This window comes from Streptomyces sp. NPDC107575, from assembly GCF_055657265.1.
Genome location: NZ_JBVKBG010000011.1, coordinates 18,009 through 44,848, shown reverse-complemented (window position 1 = coordinate 44,848; position 26,840 = coordinate 18,009). Strand labels below are relative to the sequence as shown.

Annotated in this window: 22 protein-coding genes; 15 read left to right on the top strand and 7 right to left on the bottom strand. The window is 67.2% G+C overall.

The window, feature by feature from the left end; translation table 11 throughout:
- Nucleotides 1-50 precede the first annotated feature (50 nt).
- Together ACZ7L4_RS39130 and ACZ7L4_RS39125 are read left to right on the top strand one after the other, a co-directional pair.
- Nucleotides 51-1,130, top strand: coding sequence for a DUF4432 family protein (locus tag ACZ7L4_RS39130; RefSeq protein ID WP_472109834.1), 1,080 nt, complete (start codon nt 51-53; stop codon nt 1,128-1,130).
- Complete coding sequence (locus ACZ7L4_RS39125) at nt 1,111-2,079, top strand: PfkB family carbohydrate kinase (RefSeq protein WP_472109833.1); 969 nt, start codon at nt 1,111-1,113, stop codon at nt 2,077-2,079. The genes ACZ7L4_RS39130 and ACZ7L4_RS39125 overlap by 20 nt, the downstream gene beginning before the upstream one ends.
- Before the next feature lie 325 nt (nt 2,080-2,404).
- Here the strand turns inward: ACZ7L4_RS39125 and ACZ7L4_RS39120 are convergent, their stop codons facing one another.
- Entirely contained in the window at nt 2,405-3,337 is a 933-nt protein-coding gene (locus ACZ7L4_RS39120; RefSeq protein WP_472109832.1) for a YhfZ family protein, read from the bottom strand.
- A gap of 131 nt (nt 3,338-3,468) precedes the next feature.
- Between ACZ7L4_RS39120 and ACZ7L4_RS39115 the strand changes: the two genes are divergently transcribed.
- From ACZ7L4_RS39115 to ACZ7L4_RS39090, 6 genes are all read left to right on the top strand, one after another.
- Entirely contained in the window at nt 3,469-4,866 is a 1,398-nt protein-coding gene (locus ACZ7L4_RS39115; RefSeq protein WP_472109831.1) for an FAD-binding oxidoreductase, read from the top strand.
- A 26-nt stretch (nt 4,867-4,892) separates the two neighbouring features.
- A complete protein-coding gene (locus ACZ7L4_RS39110) occupies nt 4,893-6,389 on the top strand; it encodes an FGGY family carbohydrate kinase (protein ID WP_472109830.1) in 1,497 nt (498 codons plus the stop codon).
- Nucleotides 6,374-8,020: a glycerol-3-phosphate dehydrogenase/oxidase gene (locus tag ACZ7L4_RS39105; RefSeq protein WP_472109829.1), complete on the top strand. Its 1,647-nt coding sequence runs from the start codon at nt 6,374-6,376 to the stop codon at nt 8,018-8,020. The genes ACZ7L4_RS39110 and ACZ7L4_RS39105 overlap by 16 nt, the downstream gene beginning before the upstream one ends.
- Before the next feature lie 225 nt (nt 8,021-8,245).
- Nucleotides 8,246-9,181, top strand: coding sequence for an NADP-dependent oxidoreductase (locus tag ACZ7L4_RS39100; RefSeq protein WP_472109828.1), 936 nt, complete (start codon nt 8,246-8,248; stop codon nt 9,179-9,181).
- Between the two features lie 78 nt (nt 9,182-9,259).
- Nucleotides 9,260-10,144, top strand: coding sequence for an aldo/keto reductase (locus ACZ7L4_RS39095; protein ID WP_472109827.1), 885 nt, complete (start codon nt 9,260-9,262; stop codon nt 10,142-10,144).
- Nucleotides 10,145-10,262: 118 nt separating this feature from the next.
- The gene (locus ACZ7L4_RS39090; RefSeq protein ID WP_472109826.1) at nt 10,263-11,132 is read left to right on the top strand and encodes a helix-turn-helix domain-containing protein; all 870 of its coding nucleotides are present in this window, start codon (nt 10,263-10,265) and stop codon (nt 11,130-11,132) included.
- Between the two features lie 33 nt (nt 11,133-11,165).
- Here the strand turns inward: ACZ7L4_RS39090 and ACZ7L4_RS39085 are convergent, their stop codons facing one another.
- Nucleotides 11,166-12,059, bottom strand: coding sequence for a helix-turn-helix transcriptional regulator (locus tag ACZ7L4_RS39085; RefSeq protein ID WP_472109825.1), 894 nt, complete (start codon nt 12,057-12,059; stop codon nt 11,166-11,168).
- Between the two features lie 247 nt (nt 12,060-12,306).
- On the opposite strand from ACZ7L4_RS39085, the gene ACZ7L4_RS39080 reads away from it, so the two are divergent.
- The 3 genes from ACZ7L4_RS39080 to ACZ7L4_RS39070 all read left to right on the top strand — a co-directional run bounded on the left by ACZ7L4_RS39080 (nt 12,307) and on the right by ACZ7L4_RS39070 (nt 15,473).
- Nucleotides 12,307-13,533, top strand: coding sequence for an MFS transporter (locus ACZ7L4_RS39080; RefSeq protein ID WP_472109824.1), 1,227 nt, complete (start codon nt 12,307-12,309; stop codon nt 13,531-13,533).
- A gap of 241 nt (nt 13,534-13,774) precedes the next feature.
- Nucleotides 13,775-14,668: an aldo/keto reductase gene (locus ACZ7L4_RS39075; protein ID WP_472109823.1), complete on the top strand. Its 894-nt coding sequence runs from the start codon at nt 13,775-13,777 to the stop codon at nt 14,666-14,668.
- 43 nt (nt 14,669-14,711) lie between these two features.
- On the top strand, nt 14,712-15,473 hold the full coding sequence (locus tag ACZ7L4_RS39070) for a glucose 1-dehydrogenase (RefSeq protein WP_472109822.1): 762 nt from the start codon (nt 14,712-14,714) through the stop codon (nt 15,471-15,473).
- A gap of 195 nt (nt 15,474-15,668) precedes the next feature.
- Here the strand turns inward: ACZ7L4_RS39070 and ACZ7L4_RS39065 are convergent, their stop codons facing one another.
- Nucleotides 15,669-16,457 (bottom strand): IclR family transcriptional regulator, encoded by a 789-nt coding sequence (locus ACZ7L4_RS39065; protein ID WP_472109821.1) that lies wholly within the window; start codon nt 16,455-16,457, stop codon nt 15,669-15,671.
- 30 nt (nt 16,458-16,487) lie between these two features.
- Nucleotides 16,488-18,281 (bottom strand): IlvD/Edd family dehydratase, encoded by a 1,794-nt coding sequence (locus ACZ7L4_RS39060; RefSeq protein ID WP_472109820.1) that lies wholly within the window; start codon nt 18,279-18,281, stop codon nt 16,488-16,490.
- Between the two features lie 247 nt (nt 18,282-18,528).
- On the opposite strand from ACZ7L4_RS39060, the gene ACZ7L4_RS39055 reads away from it, so the two are divergent.
- A complete protein-coding gene (locus ACZ7L4_RS39055) occupies nt 18,529-19,872 on the top strand; it encodes an MFS transporter (protein ID WP_472109819.1) in 1,344 nt (447 codons plus the stop codon).
- Between the two features lie 253 nt (nt 19,873-20,125).
- The gene (locus tag ACZ7L4_RS39050) at nt 20,126-21,529 is read left to right on the top strand and encodes a GntT/GntP/DsdX family permease (RefSeq protein ID WP_472110019.1); all 1,404 of its coding nucleotides are present in this window, start codon (nt 20,126-20,128) and stop codon (nt 21,527-21,529) included.
- A gap of 53 nt (nt 21,530-21,582) precedes the next feature.
- Here ACZ7L4_RS39050 and ACZ7L4_RS39045 read toward each other — a convergent pair whose 3' ends face one another.
- Nucleotides 21,583-22,467 carry a helix-turn-helix transcriptional regulator gene (locus tag ACZ7L4_RS39045; protein WP_472109818.1) on the bottom strand — a complete coding sequence of 295 codons (885 nt, stop codon included), beginning with the start codon at nt 22,465-22,467 and terminating at the stop codon, nt 21,583-21,585.
- A gap of 158 nt (nt 22,468-22,625) precedes the next feature.
- Between ACZ7L4_RS39045 and ACZ7L4_RS39040 the strand changes: the two genes are divergently transcribed.
- Entirely contained in the window at nt 22,626-24,023 is a 1,398-nt protein-coding gene (locus tag ACZ7L4_RS39040; RefSeq protein ID WP_472109817.1) for an MFS transporter, read from the top strand.
- A 72-nt stretch (nt 24,024-24,095) separates the two neighbouring features.
- Nucleotides 24,096-24,440 (top strand): SDR family NAD(P)-dependent oxidoreductase, encoded by a 345-nt coding sequence (locus ACZ7L4_RS39035; protein ID WP_472109816.1) that lies wholly within the window; start codon nt 24,096-24,098, stop codon nt 24,438-24,440.
- Nucleotides 24,441-24,453: 13 nt separating this feature from the next.
- On the opposite strand, the gene ACZ7L4_RS39030 is transcribed toward ACZ7L4_RS39035, so the two are convergent.
- Together ACZ7L4_RS39030 and ACZ7L4_RS39025 are read right to left on the bottom strand one after the other, a co-directional pair.
- Nucleotides 24,454-25,398 carry a carbohydrate kinase family protein gene (locus ACZ7L4_RS39030; RefSeq protein ID WP_472109815.1) on the bottom strand — a complete coding sequence of 315 codons (945 nt, stop codon included), beginning with the start codon at nt 25,396-25,398 and terminating at the stop codon, nt 24,454-24,456.
- Nucleotides 25,399-25,436: 38 nt separating this feature from the next.
- Entirely contained in the window at nt 25,437-26,837 is a 1,401-nt protein-coding gene (locus tag ACZ7L4_RS39025; protein ID WP_472109814.1) for a sugar porter family MFS transporter, read from the bottom strand.
- Nucleotides 26,838-26,840: the final 3 nt, after the last annotated feature.

Below are 26,840 nucleotides of genomic sequence, written 5' to 3'. Positions count from 1 at the left end.
CCCCATCATCGAATCATATGAGCGGAGGTCGCTCTAAAGTTACCTAATGGATGGCCGGCAAGCCGCCCGATCACGGAGAGGAACGCCCTATGGCACCCGCCCCAAGTGCCCCATCGGGGCAGCGGAAGGCAGGCGTCCGCAGCGAGCTCGTCGCTCACCCCGACCAGGTGGCCGGTACTCGGCTGTCCCGGGTCGTCGGTGGCGCCGGTGACGGCGCCCTGTTGCTCACGCTGTGGACCCCCGCCGGCACTGAGGTCGACCTCCAGGTCGATCGGTCGCTGGACATCCTCTCCCTCCGGCATGCAGGCGTGCGGTACGGGTGGGCCGGCCCCACGGGCATCAGTAGCCGATTCCAGTACGAGCCCCACGAGTTCGGGTGGCAGCGAACCTTCTATGGAGGCCTGTTGACCACATGTGGGCTCGAGCATGTGGGGGACCCGGTGTCGCTGGTCAAGAGTGAGCAGCGAGCGCCGGGTACTCGCCTCGCCAGCTACGGCGAGCATGGGCGGATCTCGCACTCCTCTGCTGAGATCACGGAGCGGGCCGTCGACGAAGGGGCAGGGGTGATCCGCGTCCGTGCCACCATCCTGCAAGGCGCGATCTTTGCGGAGTGTCTCGAGCTGGATCGGACGATCGAGGTCAGCCTCGACAGGCCTGAAGTTCGTATTTGCGACACCGTGAGGAACGGCGGCCCCCTGCCTGCCAGGCACGCGATCCTCTACCACGTCAATTTTGGATATCCCGTCGCGGCGCCTGGAACCACAGTTTCGGGCGGCGGAAATCGGTACGACGTCCCACCGCTCACTCCAGAAGCGGCCGAGGACGTTCAAGCGTGGCCCATGGACGGTGACGGGAGCGGTCGGCGAACAGTGGAGATTTCCACGCCTGACGGCTCCCACACCGTGCGATGCACGCAGGACGAATCTCTGCCGCATCTCTTTCTCTGGAGCGTGCCCCGTTCTCGAATCAACGCCCTAGGGGTGGCCCCGTCGAGCACACCGCTCGACGGGGAAGTCCGCACCCTTGATGCCGGCGCAGAACGTACCTACTGCGTCACTATCGAGGTGGGAGATCGCAATCCCACACTGCACAGAGGCAAGGAAGACACAGATGTCGCCCCACCCGCATGACTGCACCGCGTCGCCCAAGGCTCTCGTCATCGGCGAAGCCTTCGTGGACTTGATCGCACGGAGCGACGAAGGCGACACCGTATACGTTCCAAAATTTGGTGGGTCGCCTCTCAATGTCGCCGTCGGCATACGCCGCCTTGGAACCCCGGTCCAGCTTGCAGCCACGCTGTCGCCCGGAGCCTTCGGCAAGGCACTGGAGCGTTTCTGCGTGCAGGAAGACGTCGATGTCGCCTCGCTGTCGACCCGCGTCGAAACAACCTTCCTCAGCGTCGCGACTCCGGAACACGGGCACGTGAGCTATGAGTATTTCGGTGATCTGTCGAGCATCACTGGAATCGAGCGTGTTGTGCCAGAAGCTGCCGAGGCCGCCCAGGTCGTGCATGCCTCTTCCACGGCCTTCCTTGCCGAACCGGCGCTCTCGACCGTGCGCCACGCCTTCGAGTCCACGAATGGCTTCTGTGCCATGGACCCGAATCCGAGGCCCACATTGATCGATGACCGTGACAGCTACCTGAAGACCATTACGCCCTTTTACGACCTCGTTGATCTGGTCAAGTTGAGCGACGAGGATCTCGCTTACCTCGTCCCCGGCGTGGACTCGGCGCAGGCTGCGCTGGCGATGCATCGCTTGCACGGCGTGACAGTCATCGTGACCCGCTCGGACTCCCCAACTCTGCTGGCCTACGACGGTCGGATTGCCGCAGTTGAGGTTCCGCCCACAACCGTGGTCGATGCGACCGGCGCGGGGGACAGCTTCATGGCATCGCTGCTCGCCGACGTCGCGCAGCACGGCAGGCCCTGCAGCGACGAAGGGTGGATGCGTTACATCGAGCGCGCGAACAGTGCGGCGGCGGCCACTTGTCAGGGGACGGGTGGCGCCGAGTCGATGCCGACAGCTGCTTCATTGGGGCGCAGCGTTGCCGACCGGGGCTGTCCGGCTGTGGCGTGAGGGCCTTCCTTCTCCTGCTGAATTAGCGTGAGCGGTTCCTCGTACTGCCAGAAGCGGTCTCAAGGTCGTAATTCCTTCCAGGCTGCCGTGCCGGCCGCCTGGAAGGAGGGAGCACCGAGAGCTCCAGTTCTCGCTGGCCGTGGGGGCCGGTTCGTCTTCCGTGGAGCACGCTCGCCACGCGCTGTCTCGCCCGGCCCTTCCGTGAGGTTGACACGCTCGGTCGGCAGTAGGCCGCCGCGCAGAGACACGGCGAACGTGACAAGCGCGTAGGCAAAGCGGGCATGGTCCCGCGACTGGCCGCCTCGCTCTGGTAGAACGCAACCGACTAGGCGGTCCGTTGAGTCGGTGCTGCCGTGGTCCATGGCGGTCCGCTCAGGATGGACTGCAATACAGAGTCCAGTTCACGCCTTGCGCCGTCCCCGACCAAGGCCGCGGCGGAAATCTTCGACCAGACGGTCTCGGCGCTGTCCGGCAGAGGCTGGCAGGCGAGCCCCGCAAGGTCGAGCGGGATCACCGAGTGGCTGAGGTGCCAGATACCCGCGTCCACTGCTCCCCGCAACACCGCCGCGGGGACATCGGGGAAGGGGTGGTCGACGTGGGCGTATCCGTCCTCGGCGGGGAAGGCTGCATCGGTCAATGCGACATGGTCGGGGGAGTCGTGGTCGATCGCGACGCGAACAGGGCGCTGTTCGGAATCGGCTGTCCGCCGGACGATGACCAGCCGCCCTGGTCCGTAGTAGGTGCCCGGTCCCAGCAGGCGCACGGGGGCATCCTGACCCAGTCGCTGTGCCGCGGCGTCGAGCACGCCCGTGGAGACGACGGCGACGTCCGCCCGCCCGGTTCCCAGGCTGTCGAGTCGAAGAGCTCCGCCGCGCTGATGGCGCACGGTGTGCGGGACGCCGACGTCTGTGAGGTTCTCGGTCAGGGCATCGGAAAGTCGGTCGATCTCGTCGGGCCCACCGGGCGGCAGGAGCAGTCGAATCGGCGGCAGGCCGGCTAGAGCCCAGGCCCGTCCGAGGTCGATGGACTGGACGATGCGTCCCCGGGGGCCGTGTGACGTCGTGGTCACCGCGCCCTGCTCGGCCAACGCCGCAGTGGCGCGCTGGAGGGTTCCCGCGGTGCCTCCGACGGTGCGGGCGTAGTGCGCATTCGTGGGAAGCCTGCCTCCGACACCGAGTCGCAGGGCATCGACGACCACGGCCCGCAACACCCGCGGGAGTGGGCGCTCCGATGCTGCCGGCTGGATGTCCTCGCTCACCACTCTCCCCGTTTCACCAGTCACTGTGCGTCCTCTTTCGCGGCAGTCTATCGCCCCCCCCTCTAGTTCTTGCTCCAAAAATGGAGTATTACTGGATGAGTACTGTTGCCGTTCGATCACCGGGGTATGCCGTGTCCGAATCGCCCAATCTCCTCAGCCTGCTGACCGTCGCTGTCGGGGCGGAGAACGTCCTCACCGACCCGGCCGCACGCGAGGCCAGCAGCCATGACACCTGGCCGGTGTCCACCAAGTGGTCCAGGCAGGGTGAGCACCCCTACCAGGCGGACGTGGTCGTGCGTGTCCACTCCGAGCAGGACGTCACGGCGGTGCTGCGGGCCGCGGAGGAATGCGGCACGCCCGTCACGACCCGCGCGCTCGGCTCCTCGGTCACCGGTCAGCCGCTGCCCACCCGAGGCGGAATCGTGCTGGACGTTTCCGGCCTCGTCGGACCGCATTGGATCGACGAAGTCGACATGACCGTGACGGCCCCGGCGGGCCTGAACGGCGGGCAGCTCGAGGACGCGCTCAACGAGGCGGGCTGGACGATGCGGTTCTCTCCGCAGTCGCTGTACCGCTCCTCGGTGGGCGGCTGGTTGGCTACGCTCGCGACCGGACAGTTCTCCTCGCGCTACGGCGGTGTCGAAGACCTCGTCGTCGGCTACCGGGTGGTGTTGGCCGACGGCGCGGTCGCCGAGCTCACGGCGAACCCTCGCGCGGCCATGGGGCCGGACCTGCGACAGCTGTTCCTGGGATCCGAAGGCACCCTCGGCGTCGTCACGCAGGTCACGCTCAAGATCTTCCCGCTCCCGGCGGTCCAGCGCGTACAGGCCTTCCTGGTTCCCGACGTGACCGCGGGGCTCGAGATCATGCGCGAGCAGGCTGCGCGTGGGCTGCGGCCCTCACTGCTTCGGCTGTACGACGCACACGAGGCCCGCCATGCCCTGGGCGACCCGCAATTCGACGGAACGGTGCTGTTCACGGGCACGGAGGGGGAGCCGGAGACAGCAGATGCCGAGATGGCGGTACTGACCCGGATCGCGGCCGCACACGGCGCGACCGAGATGGGCCCGGGGCCCGTGGAGGGGTGGCTCGGGCGGCGTTTCGACTTCTCCACCGTCGAGAAGCGGCTCGACACGCCGGGAGGCTTCGCCGAGACCATCGAAGTCGCCCACACGTGGCGGCACATCGGTGGGCTGTACGCGGATGTTCGTAAGGCGCTCGAACCGCTGGCCGACGAGGTGCTCGTCCACTTCTCGCACGTGTACCCGCAAGGCACCTCGATGTACGTGATTCTCCTGGGCCAGGTGGCCGACGATGCTGCGGCCAGCGAACGCCTCAAGGAGATCTGGGCCACGACGATGCAGGTGTGCCTCGACCACGGAGCGGAACTCTCCCACCACCACGGCGGCGGGTTGGCGCGCTCGCCCTACTCGCGGCGGTCGTTGGGCTCGGCGCACCGAGTCCTGCGCCGGGTGAAGCGGGCCCTCGACCCCGAGGGTCTGCTCAACCCCGGCAAGCTCGGACTCTGATCCAGGACATGACGAGGAGCTCAACGATGAGCGAGAACGATCGACTGCTGGTCATCGACGAGGGAACGACCGGTACGCGCGCCCTGGTCTTCGACGGGGCGGGCCGCAGACTGGGCGCCAGCTATGCGGAGTTCACCCAGCACCATCCGGCTCCCGACCGTGTCGAGCACGACGCCGAGGAGATCTGGCAGGCCAGCCTGGGCCGGGTACGGTCCGTGCTGGCCGAGTCAACCACCGCACCGGCGGACCTCGCAGCTGTGGGCATCACCAATCAGCGGGGCACCAGCCTGCTGTGGGACCGGCAGACCGGCGAGGCGGTGACGCGGGCCATTGTGTGGCAAGACCTGCGCACCGCAGGCCTTGCGGCACGGCTTCTCCCCGAGTGGGGGGAGAAGGTCCAGGCGCGGACCGGCTGGACCATCGCCCCGGTCTACTCCTGCCTGTCGCTGCACTGGCTGCTCGAGCAGGATCCCGCGCTGCGGGCGCGGGCCGAGGCGGGTGAACTCGCCTTCGGCACCATCGACTCATGGCTGATTCATCGGCTCAGCGGCGGTACCCGGCATGTGATCAGCGCGTCCAACGCCGTGGTGACCGGCGCCTACGACCTGCTCACCGGAGATTGGTACGGCGAGTGGCTCGATGCGCTGAACATCCCTCGCGCGGTACTGCCAGAGGTCGTTGACGATTCCGGAGTGATCGCCACCACCAGTGCGAGCGTCCTCGGCGCGGAGATCCCCATCGCTGCGGCCGTCGCGGACCAGTCCGCAGCCCTGTTCGGCCAGGGATGTCTGGCGCCGGGGGAGGGCAAGACCACCCATGGCACCGGCACGTTTCTCGACCTCAACACCGGTACGACGCCGGTGATTTCGTCTCACGGCCTGTCCACGATCATCGCGTGGCGCCGCGAGGGCGTGACCACCTACGGCCTCGAGGGGTACGCCCCGGTGACTGGTTCCGCGGTGCAGTGGCTGCGCGATGGAGCCGAACTCCTGCAGACCGCGGCCGAGACCCAGGAACTCGCCGAGGGAGTCGCCGACAACGGCGGTGTGTACTTCGTACCCGCCCTCACCGGGCTGGCCGCCCCGTCCTGGGATGCCACCGCGCGGGGAATGCTGATCGGTATCTCTCCGGGGACCACCCGGGGCCACCTGGCCCGGGCCGCCCTGGAAGGCATCGTCTACTCCATCAAGGACTTCATCGACCTGATGGCGGCGGAATCCGGGCAGCCCATCACCACCCTGCGAGCCGACGGCGGAGCATCGGCCAACGACTTCCTCCTGCAGTTCCAGGCCGACATGATCGGCGCCACCATTCACCGGCCTGCGGATGTCGAGGCCACCTCGAGCGGCGCTGCCTATCTGGCGGGCCTGGCCGTTGGTGTGTGGAACACACCGGAGGAGTGCTTCCAGGCCGTGAACGACGACGCCGTCTTCACACCGGCCATGGACAAGACCACGCGCGACGCGCAGTACGAGGAATGGCAGCGCGCCGTGGAACGAGCAAGGGGATGGATCCGGTCATGAAGCGATTCACCGCCGCCGACCTGCCTCGAGAGGTCGACGTACTGATCATTGGCGGGGGCATCACCGGTGCCTCCGCGGCCCGGGATGCGGCCATGCGCGGGCTGTCGACCGTGCTCATCGAGAAGGACGACTTCGCTTCCGGCACGTCATCGCGTTCGTCGAAGCTGATCCACGGAGGCCTGCGCTACCTGCAGACGTACCAGTTCAAGATGGTCCACGAGTCGGTGAGCGAGCGCGAGGTCATGATGCGCATCGCTCCGCACCTCGCCGACCTGCAGCCCTTTCTCTACTTGCTGTACCGCGGCTACCCGGAAGGCAAGGCCCTGCTCAACCTTGGGCTGACCTTCTACGACGCCTTCTCCCGGGCCCCGTTGCGCCGCTGGCACCGGATGCTCGGTCGCGCCGCCGTCCTGCGGCGCGAACCGCATCTCAATCCCGCCGGACTCACCGGCGCGGGGCTGTACCACGACGCCATGACCGACGACGCCCGCCTCGTCACCGATGTGCTGAAGTCCGCTTGGGAGGCCGGCGCGCTGCTGGCCAACCATGCCGAGGCCGTGGGCCTGGTGACCGAACGGGGGCGGGTGGCCGGCGCGGAGGTACTCGACCGGATCACCGGCGACCAGACAGTCATCCGCGCGCGAACGGTGGTCAACGCCGCGGGGCCCTGGGTCGACCGCGTACTGGGCCTTGACACCCCGGTCGCACATCCCACCCTCCGCCCCACCAAGGGCGTTCACATCGTGCTGCGCACCGAAGACTTCCCGCTGCACACGGCCGTGTTCCTACGTTCCCCGGCGGACAACCGCGTCGTATGGCCGACACCGACCCCAGACGGTCGCCATGTCTACATCGGCAGCACGGACACCACGTTCGACGGCTCCCCGGACGACGTGGTCGCCGAGGAGCAGGACATCGACTACCTGTTGGAGGTGGCCAACCACACCCTGCCTGACGCGAAGGTGGGTCCGGAGCACGTCGTCGGTACGTGGGCGGGGCTGCGGCCCATCACTGCGCCGCCTCCAGGGACATCGAACGCCGACGCTTCGCGGGAGCACACCATCACCGAGGGGCCCAACGGCCTGATCACTGTGGCCGGAGGGAAGCTCACCACCGCCCGCATCATGGGGCGCCAGATCATCGACCAGGTCGTCGGCCAGCTCGCCCGCGACCACGGTGTTCGCGCGGTACCGGGCAGCACCACGGATCGTGCCCCGATTTCGGGAGGCGACCCCGCCGATCGGTTCCGTTCGGAACGGGCGGTCGCCGTGGTTCCGCCGGCGCTGCGGGACCGTTGGCTGCGCCGTTACGGTGGCAACGCCGACCGGGTGGCTGCGTCCGGCACGCACGACGTTCTCCCGGGCACCGATCTGACCGATGCCGAGATCCGATACGCCGTCGACCAGGAGATGGCGATGACCGTCTCCGACGTCCTCGTCCGCCGTACCGGTTCGTTCTACTGGTCGCCGGACGGCGACGCCTCGGCGATCGAGCACGTCTCAGACGTTCTGAGCGAGCGCTTCGGCCACACGTCGACAGAGCGCGCCGCCCAGCAGGCGGATTACCGCCTCTGGGTCGCCCGCAACAGGGGGCAACGCACCGCCGAAGCGGGCCGCTCTTCAACCCCCTGACCCAGCGACGCTGCACTTGTTCGCCCCAGCCCTCGTGCCCGACCGGGCAATGGGGCCGGGGCGAACGCGCTCGGGAGGTACTCCCGTACAGAGGGGGACAGATTCTCCTAGGAGGGCTGCTACCCCGGCACGACTCTCCTCTTTTGCGGACGGTGAAGAGCCGTGAGCATGGTGAGTGATCGACGCACTCGAAGTGCGTCCGCGAGAGCAAAGGGTGGCTCATTCATGAAGGCCGTTGGGGTAACTGAATTCGGCGGGCCCGAGGCGTTGCGGATCCTGGACCTTCCGGTTCCCGAACCTGGGCCGGGCGAGGTCCTCATCCGGGTGCACGCGGCGGCCGTCAACCCTGTTGACCTTCTGCTCCGTCGAGGGATCGCGCATGTCGCCGACATCGAGCCGCCGTACGTTCCCGGAATGGACGCAGCCGGCGTGATTGAGCAGCTCGGTGAAGGTGTGGAAACCGGTCTGAGTGTCGGTGACCACGTGATGGCCATCGTTGTCCTCAAGGGCACGCATGGGGCCTACGCGGAGTACGTCGTCGTTCCAGCCGCGTCTGTGGTCCCAGTACCCAAGGGCGTGCCCGATGTCGAGGCGGCGACACTGCCGATGAGCGGCCTCACCGCACGCATGGCGCTGGACACATTGGACCTTCCTGCGGGCGCCACCCTCGCGGTTACCGGCGCCGCCGGTGCGGTTGGCGGATACGCCGTGCAGCAGGCGAAAGCGGACGGACTGCGTGTCATCGCCGATGCCGCGCCGAAGGACGAGCAGTTGGTCAAGAAGCTGGGCGCGGACGTGGTCGTCGCACGTGGCAGCGACTTTGCGGAGCTGGTCCGTGCGGAGGAACCGGAAGGAGTTGACGGGCTCGTCGATACGGCCGGCATCGCGGATGTGGTCATCCGCGCGGTGCGTGACGGTGGACGGCTGGTGTCCTCCGCGGCTCTCAAGCAGGTGCCTGGGGAACGCGGTATTGAGCCTCGAACGACCTTTGTGCCGAAGTACGCACACGAGCACGCGAAGCTGGACCGGCTCCGCCAGTTGGCGGCGGAAGGCAGGCTGACTCCGCGTGTGGCGCAGACCCTTCCGGCCGACCAGGCTCCCGAGGCACACCGGCTCCTTGAAGCGGGCGGGCTGCGGGGCCGCGTGGTGCTCACCTTCTGAGGGCGTTCCTACGCCTAGTTTTGGCGAGTCACAGAGCCGTCGTCGCGGCGGCACACATACTCCCGAAGGCTGAAAGTCATGATCAACGTCACTTTGAACAATGGTGTCGTCATGCCCGCCCTGGGCCTGGGGGTCTTCCAGAGCAGCCCGGAAGACACGGCTGGCGCCGTCGAGACGGCCCTCTCCGCCGGGTACCGCCACATCGACACAGCCGCTGTGTACGGCAACGAACTCCAGGTCGGTGAGGGCCTGCGCCGCTCGGGGCTGGACCGCTCCACGGTCTTCGTCGAGACCAAGGTCTGGGTCAGCGACTACGGTGCCGAGGCGACGCTGTCCGCCTTCACCAAGGCCACGCGCAAGCTCGGCTTGGACCAACTCGACCTGCTGATCCTTCACCAGCCTGCTCCGAGCCGCTTCGACGCGACCGTAGCCGCCTACAGCGCCCTCGAGAGGCTCCTTGCCGACGGGAAGGTCCGAGCCATCGGCGTCAGCAACTTCATGCCTCACCACCTGGCGGAACTGGTCGAGCGCACGAGTGTCGTCCCTGCCGTCAATCAGATCGAGCTGCACCCGTACTTCACTCAGCCGGCGGTGCAGCAGGCCAATGCCGACCAAGGGATTCTCACCCAGGCTTGGTCCCCGATCGGAGGAATCACCCATTACCCGGGCTGGGGTGACCACCGCCGCAACGTCCTGGACGACCCCGCCGTCACCGAACTCTCGCAGAAGTACGGCAAGACGCCAGCGCAGGTACTGCTCCGCTGGCACCTGCAGCAGGGACGCTCGGCCATCCCGAAGTCCACCAGCCCCAAGCGGATTCGTGAGAACTTCGACGTGTTCGACTTCTCGCTTGCAGCCGACGAACTTGCCGCACTCGATTCCCTGGACACCGGTGTCCGACACGGACCCGACCCGGACACGGCCAGAGACGACGCGTTCGACATGGTGATCCCGGACGCGTAAGGCCTGTCATGGAGGGCTCGCCCCTGCTGGCCCGGGGGGAACTGCCTCATGAGGCGGCGATGGGCCAGGGACACATGTCTCCCCTGACAACGGGGGTACCGAATGACACGCTGGCGGCATGAACCACCCTGTACACCGGAATGACCTCGGCGAGTTCCTCAAGGCGCGCCGCGCCGAGCTCACCCCGGATGCTGTGGGCCTGCCCGCAGGGGGTTCCCGACGCGTCCCGGGACTGCGGCGTGAAGAAGTCGCGGTACTCGCCGCGATCAGCACGGACTACTACGTCCGCCTCGAGCAGGGACGCATGCAGGCTTCCCCTCCCGTGCTGGACTCCTTGGCCCGAGTACTACGCCTCGACGGTGATCAGCGCGCGTACCTGTACGAGCTGGCGAACCGACAGGCGGATCGTTTGCCGCCCCGAGCGGCGCGGCCCGTGGTGCAGCCGCAGTTGCAGCGAATGATCGACGACATGGCGCACACACCCGCTGCAGTCATCGGGCCCCGCACTGAGGTTGTTGCCTGGAACAGCATGGGCGCCGCGCTGCTTGCCGACTACGGGAAGGTGCCTGTGGGGCAGCGCTACTTCATTCGGATGCTGATAACCGATCCGGCGCTCCGGGAGCTGTACGACGACTGGGAAGAAGTGACTCGGCTGGCCATCGCGCAGATGAGGATGCACAACGCGCGCTATCCCGAAGACGATCAACTGGCCGCGCTGGTGGAGGAGCTCTCGGCGCGATCCGCCCAGTTCCGCGCGTGGTGGGCCGCCCACGACGTCGCCGTCCGGGACACCGGCACCAAGCACCTGCGCCATCCGGTGGTCGGGGATCTGCATCTTGACTGGAACGCTGTCACCTGGGCGGCTGGCCCCGAGCTGCAGATCATCGTCTGGACCGCCGAGCCAGGCAGTCCTTCTCACGACCGGCTGCGTCTGCTGGCCTCCTGGGCGTCGGACCCGAGCCACCCCGTCAGAGGCAGCGGTGCCTGACCCCAGGCATGCAGCTCGGCGCCGAGTGTTGCGTCAGCGGTCCTTGGAGTCGGTGCGAGGCACTGAAGAATCGCGAGGTTCCGCGGCCCAGGAGGCCAGGAGCCTGAGAGCGTCCTCGGACGGCGTGCCGGGCTCGGCGCTGTAGACGGTGATGGACAGGCCGGTGTCCCTTGGCGCTGGCAGGGCGAGGGCCTCGTGGACCAGTTCGAGTTCTCCGACGACTGGGTGCCGGAACCGCTTCATGCCCTCGTTGTAGACAAACACATCGTTCGCTCCCCACATCTTGCGAAAGACATCGCTGCGGGTGGACAGCTCGCCGATGAGGTTGGAGAGGCCACGGTCGTACGGGCTCTTGGCGACCTCCACGCGCAGTGATCCCACGCCTTGGCGGGCCACGCGCTCCCAGTCGCTGTAAAAGCGCGGAGCTCGGGGATCGAGGAAGACGAACCGAACGGTGTTGACCGGCTGCTTCTCTCCGCCGTCGAACCACTCGCAGTGGAGGGCCCGGGCGAGCGTGTTGGCTGCCAACACATCGAATCGGTGGTTGCGCACGAAGGCCGGCAAGTCCGGCATGCCGTCGACGATGCGTTGGATGCTGGGACGCACCGTCGACTTCGCTGGCGGCTGCCGCACACGGCCCGGGCTGGTGTTGGCGGTTCTGGCTAGGGCCAACAGATGATCTCGCTCGGTTTCGTCGAGTTGCAGGGCGCTGGCGATCGCGTCCAAGACGCTGTCGGACACGCCACTGAGGTTGCCGCGTTCCATGCGGGTGTAGTACTCGACGCTCACACCGGCCAGCATCGCGACCTCGCCTCGGCGAAGCCCGCTGACCCGGCGGTTCCCGTAGACGGGTAGCCCTGCCTGCTCGGGCGTGACCTTGTCACGGCGAGTCTTGAGGAAAGCACTGATTTCGCTGCGGTTGTCCACCGTTCCAGCCTAGGAGCAGGAACGTAGAAGAGAGAGTCCCTGCTGTTACCCCCCTCCTGATCCTGGCGGCAGAAGCCCGCTGCAACGCCGCGCTGAGAGAATCGCGGGAAAGCGGCGCCGTCCAAGGTCGAATCCCTTTAACTGTGACGGTGGCGGGCCAGGTGCTCGGGGGAGCGAAGGGGGCACTGGCTTTACCCCCAACGACAGACCCTGCCTCATTACTTTTCGCGCTGGCACGGTTGATCGAGTGGATCAGCATGCAATTCCTTCAAGAGCCCGTACGAGACTCGCTCTCCTCGCTTTGGCAAGTGGCGGCTTCGCCATTGGCACGACCGAGTTCGTCACGATGGGGGTGCTGCCGCAGCTCGCACGTGGCCTCTCCGTCGGTGAGCCCTCTGCGGCACATGGCATCACGGCATACGCGCTCGGTGTCGTGATCGGCGTCCCGCTCCTGGCGGTATGGGGGGCGCGCCTTCCGCGCAAGGCATTCCTGATCGCTCTGATCGGCGTGTACAGCCTGTTCAACCTGATGACTGCGCTCGCTTCGACCTACGAGGTGTTCGTCGCCGCAAGGTTCCTCGATGGTCTGCCGCACGGGGCGTTCTTCGGCATCGCCAGCCTCGTCGCGGCGGACATGGTCACAAAGGAGCGCCGAGGAAGGGCTGTGGCTTCAGTGCTGCTTGGCCTGTCCGTGGCCAACATCGTGGGCGTGCCTGCCGCATCCTGGCTCGGGCAAACGGCGGGGTGGCGCATCGCCTACATCACCTGTGCGCTTCTTGCGGCCTTCGCCGCCGCATCGATAGCCATGACCGTTCAGCGACAGCCGACTGTTCGGCCGGCGTCCGGTCGCGGGGAAGTACGGGTGTTCTTCACCAAGGGCCAGGTCTGGCTGACGCTCGCTGCCGGGTCCGTCGGCCTCGGCGGAGTCTTCGCGATCTACTCCTACATCGCCACCACGGTCACCGAGGTGGCTCGCCTTGGAGCTGGCGTCGTACCGCTGTTCCTGCTTGCTTTCGGCCTCGGCCTGACCGTGGGTACTTGGGCGGGCGGCGAACTGTCGTCCTGGTCGGTGTACAAGTCCCTGCTGCTGGCCAGTGGCGGGACGGCCGCCGCCATGCTGCTGTTCTGGGCCGCGGCGCCACACGGATGGTGGGCACTGCCGGCAGTGTTCCTCGTATCGGGAATCGGGGCGATCACTGTCACCAACCTCCAGCTGCGACTCATGGATGTTGCAGGTGAGGCGGCCACCCTGGGAGCCGCGATGACCCAGGCAGCGCTGAACATCGGCAACGCACTCGGCGCGACGGCCGGCGGCCTCGTGATCAGCGCCGGTTTCGGGCACCGGGCGCCAGCCCTCGTTGCAGTAGGCCTGGCGGTTATAGGGCTTGTCATCATCGCCGCTTCCGGAATCACCGAACGAAGCTCTTCGACAGAAAAGAAGGACGGCGGCGTGTTGCAAGATGCGCTCGTATAGCAGCCTTCAGCAAATTCAGGCTCAGGAATCTCCCTCGGGGGCGGCGAGGTCAGAGAGCGGACGGAAACCTAGCTAAGACCTGTCGGTGATTTCTCGGCCGGACCAGGGCGAGAGCGGGCGTCGCAGATCCGATCCCGTCACGTTCGACTACATTCCGGCCCACCCGAATAACCCAAGCGGCCGTGACCGCGCTGCGTTCCGGCAACTACGAACTCAACGTTAGAAGACGAAAAGGTAAGAAATGACCGCCACACTCACCCTGAACAGCGGAGTGGAAATGCCGGCTCTCGGGCTCGGCGTCTTCCTCACCCCGGCAGAACAGACCGCTGCATCGGTCACTGCAGCACTTGATCATGGCTACCGTCTCATCGACACGGCCGCGGCCTATCTAAATGAGCGAGCCGTTGGAGAAGGAATCCGCGAGAGTGATGTGTCCCGAGAGGACATATTCTTGACGACCAAGCTTTGGCCCGGGCAGTACGGCTACGACCAGGCCATGCGCGGCTTTGAGAACAGCCTCGACCGACTTGGACTGGAGTATCTGGACCTGCTCCTGCTGCACTGGCCCGTCCCCACGGATTTCGCCAAGACCGTGGGGGCCTACAAGGCCATGGAGGAACTCTTGACTGATGGGCGCGTCCGTACCATTGGCGTGTCCAATTTCCTTCCGCACCACCTGAAGCGGCTGGCGGATGAAGCGAGCACGGTGCCTGCCCTCAACCAGGTCGAGCTGAATCCGTTCTATACGCAACCGGAAGTGCGTGCAGCGAATGCCGAGCGCGGCATCGTGACGCAGGCCTGGGCACCCATCGGTGGCACCTACGTCCGTAACCAGAGCGCCGTGACCAACGGCGCGGCCACCCCCCTCGGCCACCCGGCCGTAGTCCAGCTCGCCGAGAAGTACGGAAAGACGCCTGCTCAGATCGTGCTGCGGTGGCATCTCGACCACGGCTTCGCTGTGATCCCGAAGTCGGTGCGACCCGAGCGGATCGCCGAAAACATCGGCGTGTTCGACTTCGCCCTCATGCCCGAGGAAGTCGCCCGGATCGACGCTCTCGACACCGGCGCACGGGCCGGCGGCGACCCTGAGACGTTCACCGCCGACAGCTACCCCATCGACATCGACGCCCAATGAGCGTCCCCCAGCCTGACGGCCCTCACGAAAGAACAATCTCTTCATGAACATCTCCTTCGACGGCCAGGTGGCGTTGGTTACCGGCGCGGCCTCCGGTATTGGTCTGGCCACTGCTCAGGCGTTCGCCGAGGCCGGTGCGGCGGTCGCTCTCGCGGACCTGAACGAGGACGCGGCGCGCGCTGCGGCCGAGGAACTGGTGTCAGCCGGGCATCGGGCGATCGCGATGCGCTGTGATGTCTCCAGTGAGGCGGACGCGGCGGCCATGGTCGAGCAGACCGTCGCCACGCTTGGTGGTCTCGACATGGCCTTCAACGGGGCCGGGCTGCACGTTCCGGTGGCGGAAACGGCGGATGTCCTGGGCGAGGACTTCGACCGGGCCATCGCCGTCAACCTGCGCGGCATCTTCAACTGCATGAAGTACGAACTACGTCACATGCGCGATCAGGGCAGTGGCGCGATCGTCAACTGCTCCTCGCAGAGCGGTATCGCAGGCACGGCCAACTTGGGCGCGTACACCGCCTCGAAACACGGGGTCATCGGTCTGACCAAGAGCGCCGCGCTCGAGTACGCATCCAGGGGCATCCAGATCAATGTGGTCTGCCCAGGCACCACGGACACTCCGATGGTTCGCAAGGCCGTCGCCGACGCTCCGGAGCACATGGACGCCTTGATCAGTGAGATCCCGCTCGGGCGGCTCGGCCTGTCCGAGGAGATCGCCTCTGCCGTTCTGTGGCTGTGCAGCCCCGGCGCCAGGTTCGTCGTCGGCCAGCCAATCATCGCGGACGGCGGATTCACTACTCGGTAGGCAGGCGACGCTATTGACGCCGCCCGGTGCTGATCAGTGCCGGGCAGCGTCAACATGCCGTGCGCGGGTGCTCGTAGCCGCGTGATGTCCTGCCCACGGTCTCCGCGAATTCGCCCATCGTCCGCCGCACGTGATCACGGATCCGGTCGAGCACTCCGGCCTTCGCCCACCGGAGCAGGAAGTCGTTCGTGGCCGTTACGCCCGCGTCTGCTTGGCGACGGGGGCACCTGCGAGCTCGCGGGTGACTGCGGTCGCGGAGGCCCGGACGGCCTCGCCGAGTTCGGTGATCCGCGAGGCCATACGGTAGGACGGTCCGGAGATGCTGATTGCCCCCACAGCGCGTCCGATGCTGTCGAGAACCGCGGATCCGACGCAGGTCACCTCGTCCCGATTCTCCTCATCCTCGGTTGCGTAGCCGACTTCCGCGTATCGATCGAGCATTTGCTGCAGCAGAACGGGGTCGGCGACGGTGCGGCGAGTCCGTCTCTCCAGCACGATGGAGTCGAGCAATCCACGCCGTTCCGGCTCCGCCAGCCGGGAGAGGATGGCCCGGCCCAACGCTGTGGTGTGGATGGGTTCGCGGTGGCCAAGCCGAGAGTCGAGCTTGATCGACTGTGAGGACTCGACCTTGTCGATGTAGACGACCTCGGCTCCGTCGGCGATGCCCAAGTGCACGGTCTCGTTCACTTGGTCCCGCAACCTGCGCAGGTGCGGCCGGGCTACGTTCCGCAGGTCGACTTGATCGCCATAACTCTCGGCCAGCGACAGCGCCTTACCCGACAGTCGGTACAGACGGTCGTTCTCGTCCTGGCGGATGAAGCCCGCCTTGCGCAGCGTTGCCAGCAGCCGGGATGTGGTCCCCTTGTCCAGGCCACTCGCCGCGGCGAGACCGCTCACGCTGCTGCCGGACGGTTCCTCCCCTACGAGTTCAAGCAGCGCAAGGCCGCGCAGCAGAGTGCGGGTTCCGACCGGACTGTCGGGCATTCTTCGTTCCTTCGACTCAAGCGGGTGCGGTCAGTGGTTGTCCCGAGGTGGCTCGCCACGGGATACGCGCTGGTAGGCCAGCGCAGGACGGAGGACCATGCCTTCGGAGAGCTGACCGACCATCGAACGCTGAATCTCCTGCCAGGGGGTGCGGCTTGGTGGCACCGGATAGCCGCCTTCCAGCTGCAGCGTCTCACGGCGCTCTGCCAGCTCGGTGTCCGTAAGCAGGACGTCCACGGTGCAGCGGACGGTGTCAATGCGGATGGGATCCCCGGTGCGGAGCAGCGCGAGCCCACCACCCGCGGCCGCTTCGGGCGAAGCGTTCAGGATGGACGGTGCGGCGGATGTTCCAGACTGACGCCCGTCCCCGATGCACGGCAGCTCGGTGATTCCCTTCTTGAGCAAGTGACTTGGGGCCGTCATGTTCACCACCTCCCCGGAGCCAGGGAATCCGAGCACTCCGGCCCCGCGCATGACAAGGATGCATTTCTCGTCGATGAGCAGATCAGGTTCCTCGATCCGTGCGTGGTAGTCCTCGCTGCCATCGAACACCACGGCTCGGCCAACGAACACGCCGGGATGCTCGGGGTCAGAAAGGTAACGCCTGCGATAGTCGTCCGAGATGACGCTCGTCTTCATCAGTGCCGAGTCGAAAAGATTGCCGGTGAGGTGCAGGAACCCGCCCGTTGCCCGCAACGGTTCGGCCAACGGACGTATCACGGCGGGGTCGCGTTCCGGCGCTGTGGCAGCCAGGTTTTCCGCGAGCGTGTGGCCGGTCACGGTGTGGACGTCCCCGTGCAGCAGGCCTCCTCGCAGTAGTTCGGTGAGCACGGCCGGCACGCCGCCCGCTCTGTGGAAGTCCTCTCCGAGGTAGCGACCGGAGGGCTGCATGTCGACCAGCAGCGGCACGCTGTGCCCCAAGTCCTGCCAATCCTGCATGGTCAGCTCGACACCGACGTGTCGGGCGATCGCGTTGACGTGAACCGGGGCGTTGGTGGACCCACCCAGCGCCGAGGCGGCACGAATCGCGTTCTCGAATGCGGGCCGGGTGAGGATGTCGGATGGCCGTAGTCCCTCGCCGATCATCTCGACGATCCGCTCCCCGGTGCGTTCGGCGATCTGGCCGCGCTCCCGGTACGGCGCGGGAATGGCGGCGCAACCAGGCAGGCTCATCCCAAGGCTCTCGGCCAACGCGTTCATGGTCAGAGCCGTGCCCATGGTGTTGCAGTGCCCGATCGACGGAGCCGAGGCTGCCGCGATCTCGACGAACTGTTCGTACCCGATTTCCCCGGCAGCCATCTGTTCGCGGGCTCGCCAGATCGCGGTGCCGGAGCCCAGACGCTCGCGGCCCGACCAGCCATTGAGCATCGGGCCACCGGACAGCACGATCGCGGGAAGATCCACCGTCGCTGCGGCCATCAGGCAGGCGGGCGTGGTCTTATCGCACCCGGTCATCAGCACGACGCCATCCAGCGGATATCCGTCGAGCAGCTCAACCAGGCCCAGGTAGGCGAGGTTGCGGTCCAGCGCTGCTGTGGGCCTGCGACCCGTCTCCTGGATCGGGTGAACGGGAAACTCCATCGCAATGCCGCCCGCGGTGCGGATCCCTTCCCGCACCCTCGCTGCGAGGTCGAGATGGTGGCGGTTGCAAGGCGCGAGGTCAGAACCGGTTTGTGCGATGCCGACGACTGGACGCCCGCTCTGCAGTTCGCGACGAGTGAGGCCGTAGTTGAGATAGCGCTCAAGGTAGAGCGCAGTCATGCCGGGGTTGTCCGGATTGTCGAACCAGGCCTGCGAACGCAGCAAACGGGAAGGCGGTGTCACGTCCTCACCTCTCTTTGCGGTCTTCTGCGGCTCTTCACCGTCCGCATCTCCGTTGTATGCAGTGTAGTCACGTGTGTCGCCAGTAGGGGCGAAGCTCCCTTGTGCAGGGAAAATACCTCGCAACCCCGTTGTACGTAGTGAAACGCGTTGCTAACTTCGGTGATCGCAAGCCCCGAAAGCCGGCCCGTCCCAGGGCCCGCTGAGATCCCGGGCGCCTTGGTCCACCCCGCAAGGATGCGAGGAGCGCATGACCGAACACGCCGCCGAAACGACCCGGCCGAACCGTGCCGCCAAACCCACGCCGCCCCGGAGCAACGCCCGTCGCGCCGCCTGGGGCGCTGCGATAGGCACAGCACTCGAGCAGTACGACTTCATCCTGTACGCCACGGCCTCGGCGATCATTTTCCGGGAGCTGTTCTTCCCCAATGTGTCCCCCACGGTCGGTCTGATCGCGAGCTTCAGCGCCTACGCGGTCGGCTTCCTGGCACGCCCGATCGGCGGCCTGTTCTTCTCGCACTTCGGCGACCGACTCGGACGCAAGTGGGTGCTGGTCACCACGCTGACGCTGATGGGCGTATCGACCTTCGCAATCGGTCTACTCCCCACCTATGCGCAGGCGGGCCTGCTCGCCCCGGTACTGCTGGTGCTCTGTCGAATGCTGCAGGGCTTCGGCGCCGGGGCCGAGCAGGCGGGGGGAATGGTCATGCTCACCGAGGTCGCACCGCCAGGGCGGCGTGGTCTGTTCGCCTCTTTGGTGCAGGTCGGTGCCGCGACGGGGGTCGCGCTGGGCGCGGTCGCCTGGTGGCTCGCGCAGCTACTGCCCGACGCGGCCCTGTACTCCTGGGGTTGGCGGGTGGTGTTCTTCAGCAGCGTCGCCGTGACAGTCGTCGCCGCTGTGATCCGCAGGCGGCTGCGCGACCCCGAGGTGTTCCAACAGGCCAAGGAAGAGGCGGTCGTTGCGGGGGCGCCCATCAAGGCCGCGGTCACCGACGGCCGGTCGACGCTGGCCCGGATGCTGCTAATGACCGTCGGCCCGCACGCCCATTCCTATATCATTCAAGTCTTCTTCGGCAGTTTCCTGATCACTTCAGTCGGCCTGCCCGCTGGCTTCGTTCCGCCGGTGATGTTCGCCGGCGCGGTGGCCGCGATCGTCGCAGCAGCGGTGGCGGGCTGGCTGTCCGACCGGTTCGGCCGGAAAGTCGTTTACCTTGTGTGCACCGGCGTCATGGTCGTGTACCCGTTCCCAGCGTTCATGCTGATGTCCACCGCTGACTCGCTGCTGATCTACGGCACGATCATTCTCGGCTTCGTGTTCGCCGTGGTCGGGAGCCCGGCGGTACAAGGTGCCTACTACCCAGAGATGTACGGCAGTCGCTACCGCTACAGCGGTGTGGCTCTCGCCCGGGAGGGCTCTTCCCTGCTCGGCGGCGGCATCGGCCCGCTGATCTCCTCGGCGCTGTTCGCCTGGGCGTCCGAGTCCTGGTGGCCGGTGGCCGTCTACATGGGCATCGTCGGCCTGATCAGCTTCGTAGCTACGGTAGGCGCCAAGGAGACCCGCAACCGCGACCTGCTCACCCCCACGGACGCCTGACGGGGCCGCGATACCTGACGCGCAGGGTTTCCGTTCCAACTCGCGCCCAGTTCCTGGCATGTTCCGGCCGACGCACCAGTTCCTACCTGCTCAGGTCCGAAGCTGCACATCGTCGGGAAGCACGGCAACTCCCGGGATCCAGCACCACGGTGTCGGCGAACTCTTCACGGCCGGCGGCCATGACGTCGCCCCGTGCAACCCCCATCCAATTACCTCGGCCGCTCAGGCCATTCTGCTTGCCGGAGGATTCGTGCTGTTCCGCTCTCTCTTGGCGCAGGCGCAACCTGCCGTCGCCTCAGATGCTCGTCTGATCACTGCGGCGGTCGCTTCAGTCGCGATCGTCGTGCTGTTGGTCATGGTATTGAAAATCAACCCGTTCCTGGCCTTGCTGTCGGGAACCGCAGGGCTCGTTACCATCGCGGGATTTGATCCGGTTGAAGCTGTCACCAGCTTCCAAAAAGGCGTGGGAGAAACATTTGGCAGTGTCGGGCCCCTGGTCGCCCTCGGCGCGATCGTAGGAAAGCTCTTGGTCGACTCGGGAGGCGCACGCCGCGTCGTCGAGAAGATCACCAGCAAGGTCAGCACAGGCATGCTGCCCTGGGCAATGGCCGGGGCGGCGGCGCTCATCGGGCTCCCGATGTTCTTCGAGATCGGCCTTGTCCTGCTCATACCGATCGTCCTGTTGATCGCACGGCGTACCAGACTGCCGATCCTGCTCGTCGCCATTCCCGCACTTGCAGGGTTGTCGGCCCTGCACGGATTCGTCCCGCCACACCCGGGCCCCGTAGTGGCCATCGCCTCGCTGCACGCCGATCTGGGGCTCACCCTGGGCCTTGGCCTGATAGTTGCTGTTCCCGCGGTCATACTCGCCGGACCGGTCCTGGGGCGACTGGTCGCACACCACGGTCCGGCCACCCTCCCCGACGCGCTGTACGAGCAGTTCGAAGGCTCCGGGAGCGCCGGTGGGGAGACCGAGCTCGCCAACCCCGCTCGGGTCCCCTCCTTCTCCGTGACTGTGCTGACGGTTCTCCTGCCTGCATTTCTGATGCTCGGACGGGCCGGCGTTGAGATGACACTGCCTGTCGGCGCCCCTGTGCGCACGGCGTTCGACCTCGTCGGCACGCCTCTCGTCGCGCTCTCCATCGGCACTGTCGTCGCCTTGTTCACTCTGGGAGCGTGGCTCGGCTTCAGTAGAGAATCGCTCGCCGCATCAGTGGAGTCTTCCTTGCCTCCTATGGCGGGCACCCTCCTGATCATTGCCGCAGGAGGCGGCTACAAGCAGACATTGGTCGACTCGGGTGTCGGATCCATGGTGGCCCGGCTCGCGGAGGGGGCGGACCTCAACGTGCTCGTCCTGGGGTGGCTCATCGCTGCCGCCGTACGAATCGCGACGGGCTCGGCGACAGTCGCCACCATCACCGCAGCGGGGATCGTCTCCCCTCTCGCCGCGCACCTCGACCCGGTCCATGCGTCACTGCTCGTGCTTGCCATCGGCGGGGGGTCGATCATCCTGTCGCACGTCAACGATGTCGGGTTCTGGCTCGTCAAGCAGTACTTGGGCCTCACGGTGTCTCAGACGTTCAAGACCTGGACGCTCATGGAATCCCTCATCTCCGTCCTCGGTCTCGGGTTCGTGCTCTTGCTGAGCCTCTTCTGAGCCGCCCTGATATGGAGACACACGATGCGAGGAGGTCGGCGTGGAACTGCGGTTTAGAGAGGCTGTTCGTTGCCGGGAGCGGTTGGCGTAGTTGCTGCAGCGTGTGCTTGCAGGCGCCCCAGAGCGTCCGCAGACGTGGCGGGGAGGGTGTAGGTGACGATGGTCAGGCCGGGGTCGGCGGGGATTTCGAGCGCGTCGTAGTCGAGGTCGAGGTTGCCGATGGCGGGGTGGTAGAAGCGCTGTTGTCCGCTGCGGTAGTACTCGACGTCGTGGGCGTCCCAGCGCATGGCGAACTCGGTGCTGTGGGTGGTGAGTTCGTCGATGGGGTCGGCGAGGTCGGTGTTGCCCGGTGTGCGGGCGGCTTCGGTGCGCAGGCTGCCGACGGCGTTGTGGGCGATGCCGTCCCAGTCGCGGTAGAAGCGGCGGGCCCGTGGGTCGAGGAAGACGAAGCGGGCCAGGTTCGGTGGCTGGTCCTCGGTGTCGAGTGCCTCTTCGTACAGTGCGCGGGCGAGCTGGTTGGTGGCGAGGACGTCGAGGTGGGCGTTGCGGACGAACCCGGCGGCGCCGGTCATGGCGTCGAGGATCTGCTGGAGGCTGTTGCGCACGTGTGAGACGCCGCCGTCGCGGTCGGGGGCGCGGTGCGGGGCGTTGGCGGCGCGGATGAGGGCGGCTAGGTGGGCGCGTTCGACGTCGTCGAGCTGGAGGGCCCGGGCGAGGCTGTCGAGGATTTCCTCGGAGACGCTGCCGACGTTGCCGCGTTCCAGGCGGGTGTAGTACTCGACGCTGATCGCGGCGAGCTGGGCGACCTCGGAGCGGCGCAGCCCGCTGACCTGGCGTCGTCCGCCGAAGTCGGGCAGGCCGGCCTGCTGGGGGGTGAGGCGGGCCCGGCGGCTGGTGAGGAAGTGGCGGATGTCTTCGCGAACGGTGTCGGCTGGCACGGCCTCAGCGTAGGACACGGGGTGGTCGGGAGGGGTACTGGCAGGACCCCTCCAGAGAAGGACTCCCAGGTCAGAGGGGTTGAGTAGTTCTGTGGATGGGTGACCGGCCCTGTCGGGCCGGCACCTTTCCTCGTTTCTCGGAAGGACCTCTGACCGTCATGCCTCTCACTGCTTCGCTGCGCAGGTCGTCGCAGGCGGGCGCGCCCGGAACGGACCGGCACGCCACGGCGACGCTGGCCGCTGCCGTCCTCGGCTTCTTCATGATCACCCTGGACGCGACGATCGTGAACGTCGCTCTGCCCTCGATCCATGACGCGCTGGGCGGCGGCATCACCAGCCTGGAGTGGGTGGTCGACGCCTACACGCTGATGTTCGCCGCGCTGCTGCTGTCCGCTGGATCGCTCTCCGACCGGATCGGGGCGCGCCGCGCGTTCGGTGCCGGTCTTGGCCTGTTCATCGTCGCCTCCGTGGCGTGTGGGATCGCCCCCACGCTGCCTGTCCTGATCGTCGCCCGGGTGGTGCAGGGCATCGGTGCGGCCGTGGCCATGCCGACGTCGATGGCGCTGGTACGTCAGGCGTTCCCGGACCCGGCCCGCCGCGGGCGCGCGGTGGGTGTGTGGGCGATGGGCGGCGCCGTGGCCGCCGCTGCGGGCCCGGTGCTCGGCGGCGTGCTGAGCCTGGTCTCCTGGCGGATGATCTTCTGGATCAACCTGCCCGTCGGCCTCCTCACCCTCGTCCTGCTGTCCCGGACCCCGCACTCGCCGACCCGGCCGGCCCCGTTCGACTGGATCGGGCAGATCACCGCGATCCTCGCCATGGGCGGCCTGACCTTCGGGGCGATCGAGGCGGGCGAGGCGGGCCTGACCGCACCCCAGGTGCTGATCTCGCTCGCCGTCGCGGTCCTCGCACTGGCCGCGTTCGTCATTGCGCAGGCCAAGGTGGCGCACCCGATGGTGCCGCTCACTCTGTTCCGCTCCCGGACGGTGGTCGTCGCAACCGGCATCGGCTTCGCGTTCATGGTCGGCTTCTACGGACTGCCGTTCGTGTTCTCCCTCGACTTCCAGCAGAAGCACGGCCTGTCCGCGCTCGGCGCCGGCGTCGCGTTCCTGCCGATGATGCTGCTCAGCGCCTTCCTGACGCCGTTCTCCGCCCGGATCGCCGAACGCACCGGCCCGAAGGTGCCCATCATCGCCGGTCTGGTGCTGATGGCGGCCGGATCCCTCGCACTGGCGCTGGTGCCCGCCTCGGCACCGGCGTGGGCGACCGCGCTGCTGCTGATCCCGATCGGCATGGCAGGACCGCTGGTCATGCCCCCGACCACCGCCCTGCTCCTGGAGCACGTTCCGGCCGAGCAGACCGGCACCGCCAGCGGCGTGTTCAACACCAGCCGCCAGATCGGCGGCGCTCTGGCCGTCGCCGTCTTCGGCGCCCTGGTCTCCGGCACGGCCGGCTTCCAGCACGGCTTGGTCATCAGCCTGGTCCTGGTCGCCGCCATCGCCCTGGTCGCAGCCCTGGCCACCACCCGGGTGGGGACGCGCCGCCACGCCGGCGCGTGAGCGGCAGCCGACCGGGCAACGCCATCTGCCGACACCGCACAAACGACAAGCCTCTGGCGAACGAGTATTTCGATGAGTGAGACGTTCACGGGCAAGGTGGCGCTGGTGACCGGCTCCGGAGCCGGAATGGGCCTGGCCACCGCCCGCGGCTTCGCTGCTGAGGGCGCCGCGGTGGTCCTGGCCGACCGATTGGGCGCGACGAGGAGACATGGCGTCTGGTGCGCCCCAGACGTGCACTGGGAGAGGTGTCGGGGGACGCCGGGTGCACGCAGCCTTGAGTCTGAGGCAGCAACGGGAGGTGGTGGGAGGGACAACCTCTCCCTCCTTGAGGGAACCGGTGGGCGGAGCCGCTTGCTACCGCCTCCATCCACTGTCGCCGGGTACCCGACCCGTGTGGTGCCGGACTCGCCAAGGTGACGCGGCGACCGGGCTACTCGTCCAACTCCATCAATGTCGGCGGCTGGGCCCCGGCCCGGCCCACGGCCAGCGCGGCTGAGCGTGCTGCTCGGTCGACGAGGCGGGTCAGTGTCGGCTCGGAAAGCGAGGCCAGTGCAGGGCGGCGTGCGGTGCCGAGCAGGTTGTCGCGGGCGAGTGAGTCGAGGAGGCCGGACATGAACGCGTCTCCGGCGCCCACGGTGTCGACCACGTCGACTTCGCGGGCGGGGCGGGACACGCTGGCGGCGGGCCCGGCGGCGTACGCTCCCTGGCTGCCGCGTGTGATGACGATGAGCGCCGGACCGCGGTCGAGCCAGTCGTGCGCGATTTCCTCGGCCTTCCGGTTCCCGTACAGCCAGGTGAGGTCCTCGTCGCTGACCTTGACCACGTCGGAGAGGGCCACGAGCCGCTCGACGCGCGCCAGAGCCTGAGTATGCGAGCCCATCAGCGCGGGGCGGCAGTTGGGGTCGTAGGTCACGGTTGCCGTGCCGTGCTCCCGTATGCCGCGCAGTAGGGCATCCACCGCGTCGGCGCCTGGTTCCAGGGCGGCGGCGATGGACCCCGTGTGGACCGCGACCGCGTCGCGGGGCAGGTCGACCGAGGCGGGCAGGGACCACTCCAGACGGAAGTCGTAGGTGGCGGCGCCCTGTTCATCGAGCGCGACCAAGGCCATCGAGGTCGGAAAGCCGGCCTCCGGGAGGATTCCCAGTTCCACGCCCGCTGCCGCGAGATGGCCGGTCAGGAGGTGACCGAAGGGGTCCTCGCCGATCCGTGTGATCAGCGTGACCGGCCGGTCCAGCCGGCCGAGACCGTAGGCCACGTTCATCGGGGAGCCGCCGGGATGCGCGGTGTACGTACGGCCGCCTGCTTGTCCGACGAGATCGATGAGGGACTCGCCGATGACGGCGATGCGCGTCCGGTCTGTCGGGCTCTGCCGCATGGGCGTGCTGCTCCTGGTGTGTTCGTGGCGGGAACCTGTCACTGTTCGGCCCCCACCGCAGTCGGCTGGCGGCGACTCGTGTTCCCCAGCAGGTCTTGTTCGATCTCTTCGAGGCTGCGGCCCTTGGTCTCGGGAAGCATGCGCCGTACGAAGACGTACGCGAGGAAGGTCATCAGCGTGAAGAAGAGGAAGTTGAGGCCGGCGCCAACCGCCTTCAGCAAGGACGGGAAGGCCAGCGCCACGGCCATGTTGAACAGCCAGTTGAACGTCACGCACAGGCTCACCGCGCCTGCCCGAATGCGCAGGGGGAACAACTCGGGCAGCATCACCCACTGCACCGGGCCCCAGGAGATCGCGAACGAGGCGATGTAGAGGGCAAGACCAAGCAGCGTGAGGGTGGTGAGCAGTACCCCGTAGCCGAGACCCGACAAGTTGGTTGCCGCGAGCAGAGCCATGGCCGCACACATGCCGACGGCTCCCCACCGCAGCAGCGGCCTGCGTCCGGTGCGGTCGATAAGTTTGATCGCGGGCAGTGTCACCAGCATGTTCAGGGCGCCGACACCCATCGTCGCGATCACAGCACCGCCGTCGCCGAAACCGATGTCGGTCAGCAGGGTCGGGGCGTAGTAGATGATCGTGTTGATGCCGACGAAGTTCTGGAAGAAGACCAGGAGCATGCCGACAGCGAACGTGCGGCGCAATTGCGGGGAGAGCAGATCGGCCACACGCAGGGAATCCGTCTCGGAGCGCTCGTTGCGTACGGTGTGCTCGATCTCGTCGAGTTCCTCACGGGCGGCGCTCTCGTTGCCGCGCAACCGGTCGAGGACCTGGTGCGCCTCCTCCCGCCGGTCCTTGCCGACCAGCCAGCGCGGGCTCTCCGGCTGAAGCAGGATGCCGAACGCGAGGATCACGGCGGGCACGACGCCGATACCGATCATCCAGCGCCAGGCGCCGCTGTCGTGCAACAGGTAGTCGGTGACATAGGCGAGGAAGATGCCGACGGTGACGAGGAGCTGCATCAGCGAGGTAAGCCCGCCGCGCACGTGCTTGGGCGCCAGCTCGGTGAGATAGAGCGGTACGACGACAGATGCGATGCCGACGCCGACACCCATCACCAGGCGGAAGGCGACCAGCGTCCACACGCCGGGCGAGAGGGCACAGCCGAGGGTGCCGATGATGAAGACGGCGGACGCCGCGAGGATGGAGCGGCGGCGTCCCCAGCCATCGCTGAGCCGGCCGCTGATGCCCGCGCCGAGCATCGCGCCGACGAGCAGGGAACTGACGAGGACGCCTTCCATCAGCGAGCTCAGCTCGATGTCCTTGCGGATGAACAGGAGCGCCCCAGAGATGACCCCGGTGTCGTATCCCCACAGGATGCCGCCGAGGGCGCCGAAGACCCAGATCAGCGCGTTCTGCACGGTTCGTGGCATGCGTGACATGTG

Bases quoted from the DNA above. Each gene is read 5' to 3' on its own strand.
- ACZ7L4_RS39125 (WP_472109833.1), top strand. From the start codon at position 1,111: ATGTCGCCCCACCCGCATGACTGCACCGCGTCGCCCAAGGCTCTCGTC.
- ACZ7L4_RS39035 (WP_472109816.1), top strand. From the start codon at position 24,096: ATGAGTGAGACGTTCACGGGCAAGGTGGCGCTGGTGACCGGCTCCGGA.
- ACZ7L4_RS39130 (WP_472109834.1), top strand. From the start codon at position 51: ATGGCCGGCAAGCCGCCCGATCACGGAGAGGAACGCCCTATGGCACCC.
- ACZ7L4_RS39055 (WP_472109819.1), top strand. From the start codon at position 18,529: ATGACCGAACACGCCGCCGAAACGACCCGGCCGAACCGTGCCGCCAAA.
- ACZ7L4_RS39110 (WP_472109830.1), top strand. From the start codon at position 4,893: ATGAGCGAGAACGATCGACTGCTGGTCATCGACGAGGGAACGACCGGT.
- ACZ7L4_RS39090 (WP_472109826.1), top strand. From the start codon at position 10,263: ATGAACCACCCTGTACACCGGAATGACCTCGGCGAGTTCCTCAAGGCG.
- ACZ7L4_RS39070 (WP_472109822.1), top strand. From the start codon at position 14,712: ATGAACATCTCCTTCGACGGCCAGGTGGCGTTGGTTACCGGCGCGGCC.
- ACZ7L4_RS39075 (WP_472109823.1), top strand. From the start codon at position 13,775: ATGACCGCCACACTCACCCTGAACAGCGGAGTGGAAATGCCGGCTCTC.
- ACZ7L4_RS39105 (WP_472109829.1), top strand. From the start codon at position 6,374: ATGGATCCGGTCATGAAGCGATTCACCGCCGCCGACCTGCCTCGAGAG.
- ACZ7L4_RS39100 (WP_472109828.1), top strand. From the start codon at position 8,246: ATGAAGGCCGTTGGGGTAACTGAATTCGGCGGGCCCGAGGCGTTGCGG.
- ACZ7L4_RS39065 (WP_472109821.1), bottom strand. From the start codon at position 16,457: ATGCCCGACAGTCCGGTCGGAACCCGCACTCTGCTGCGCGGCCTTGCG.
- ACZ7L4_RS39030 (WP_472109815.1), bottom strand. From the start codon at position 25,398: ATGCGGCAGAGCCCGACAGACCGGACGCGCATCGCCGTCATCGGCGAG.
- ACZ7L4_RS39095 (WP_472109827.1), top strand. From the start codon at position 9,260: ATGATCAACGTCACTTTGAACAATGGTGTCGTCATGCCCGCCCTGGGC.
- ACZ7L4_RS39040 (WP_472109817.1), top strand. From the start codon at position 22,626: ATGCCTCTCACTGCTTCGCTGCGCAGGTCGTCGCAGGCGGGCGCGCCC.
- ACZ7L4_RS39025 (WP_472109814.1), bottom strand. From the start codon at position 26,837: ATGTCACGCATGCCACGAACCGTGCAGAACGCGCTGATCTGGGTCTTC.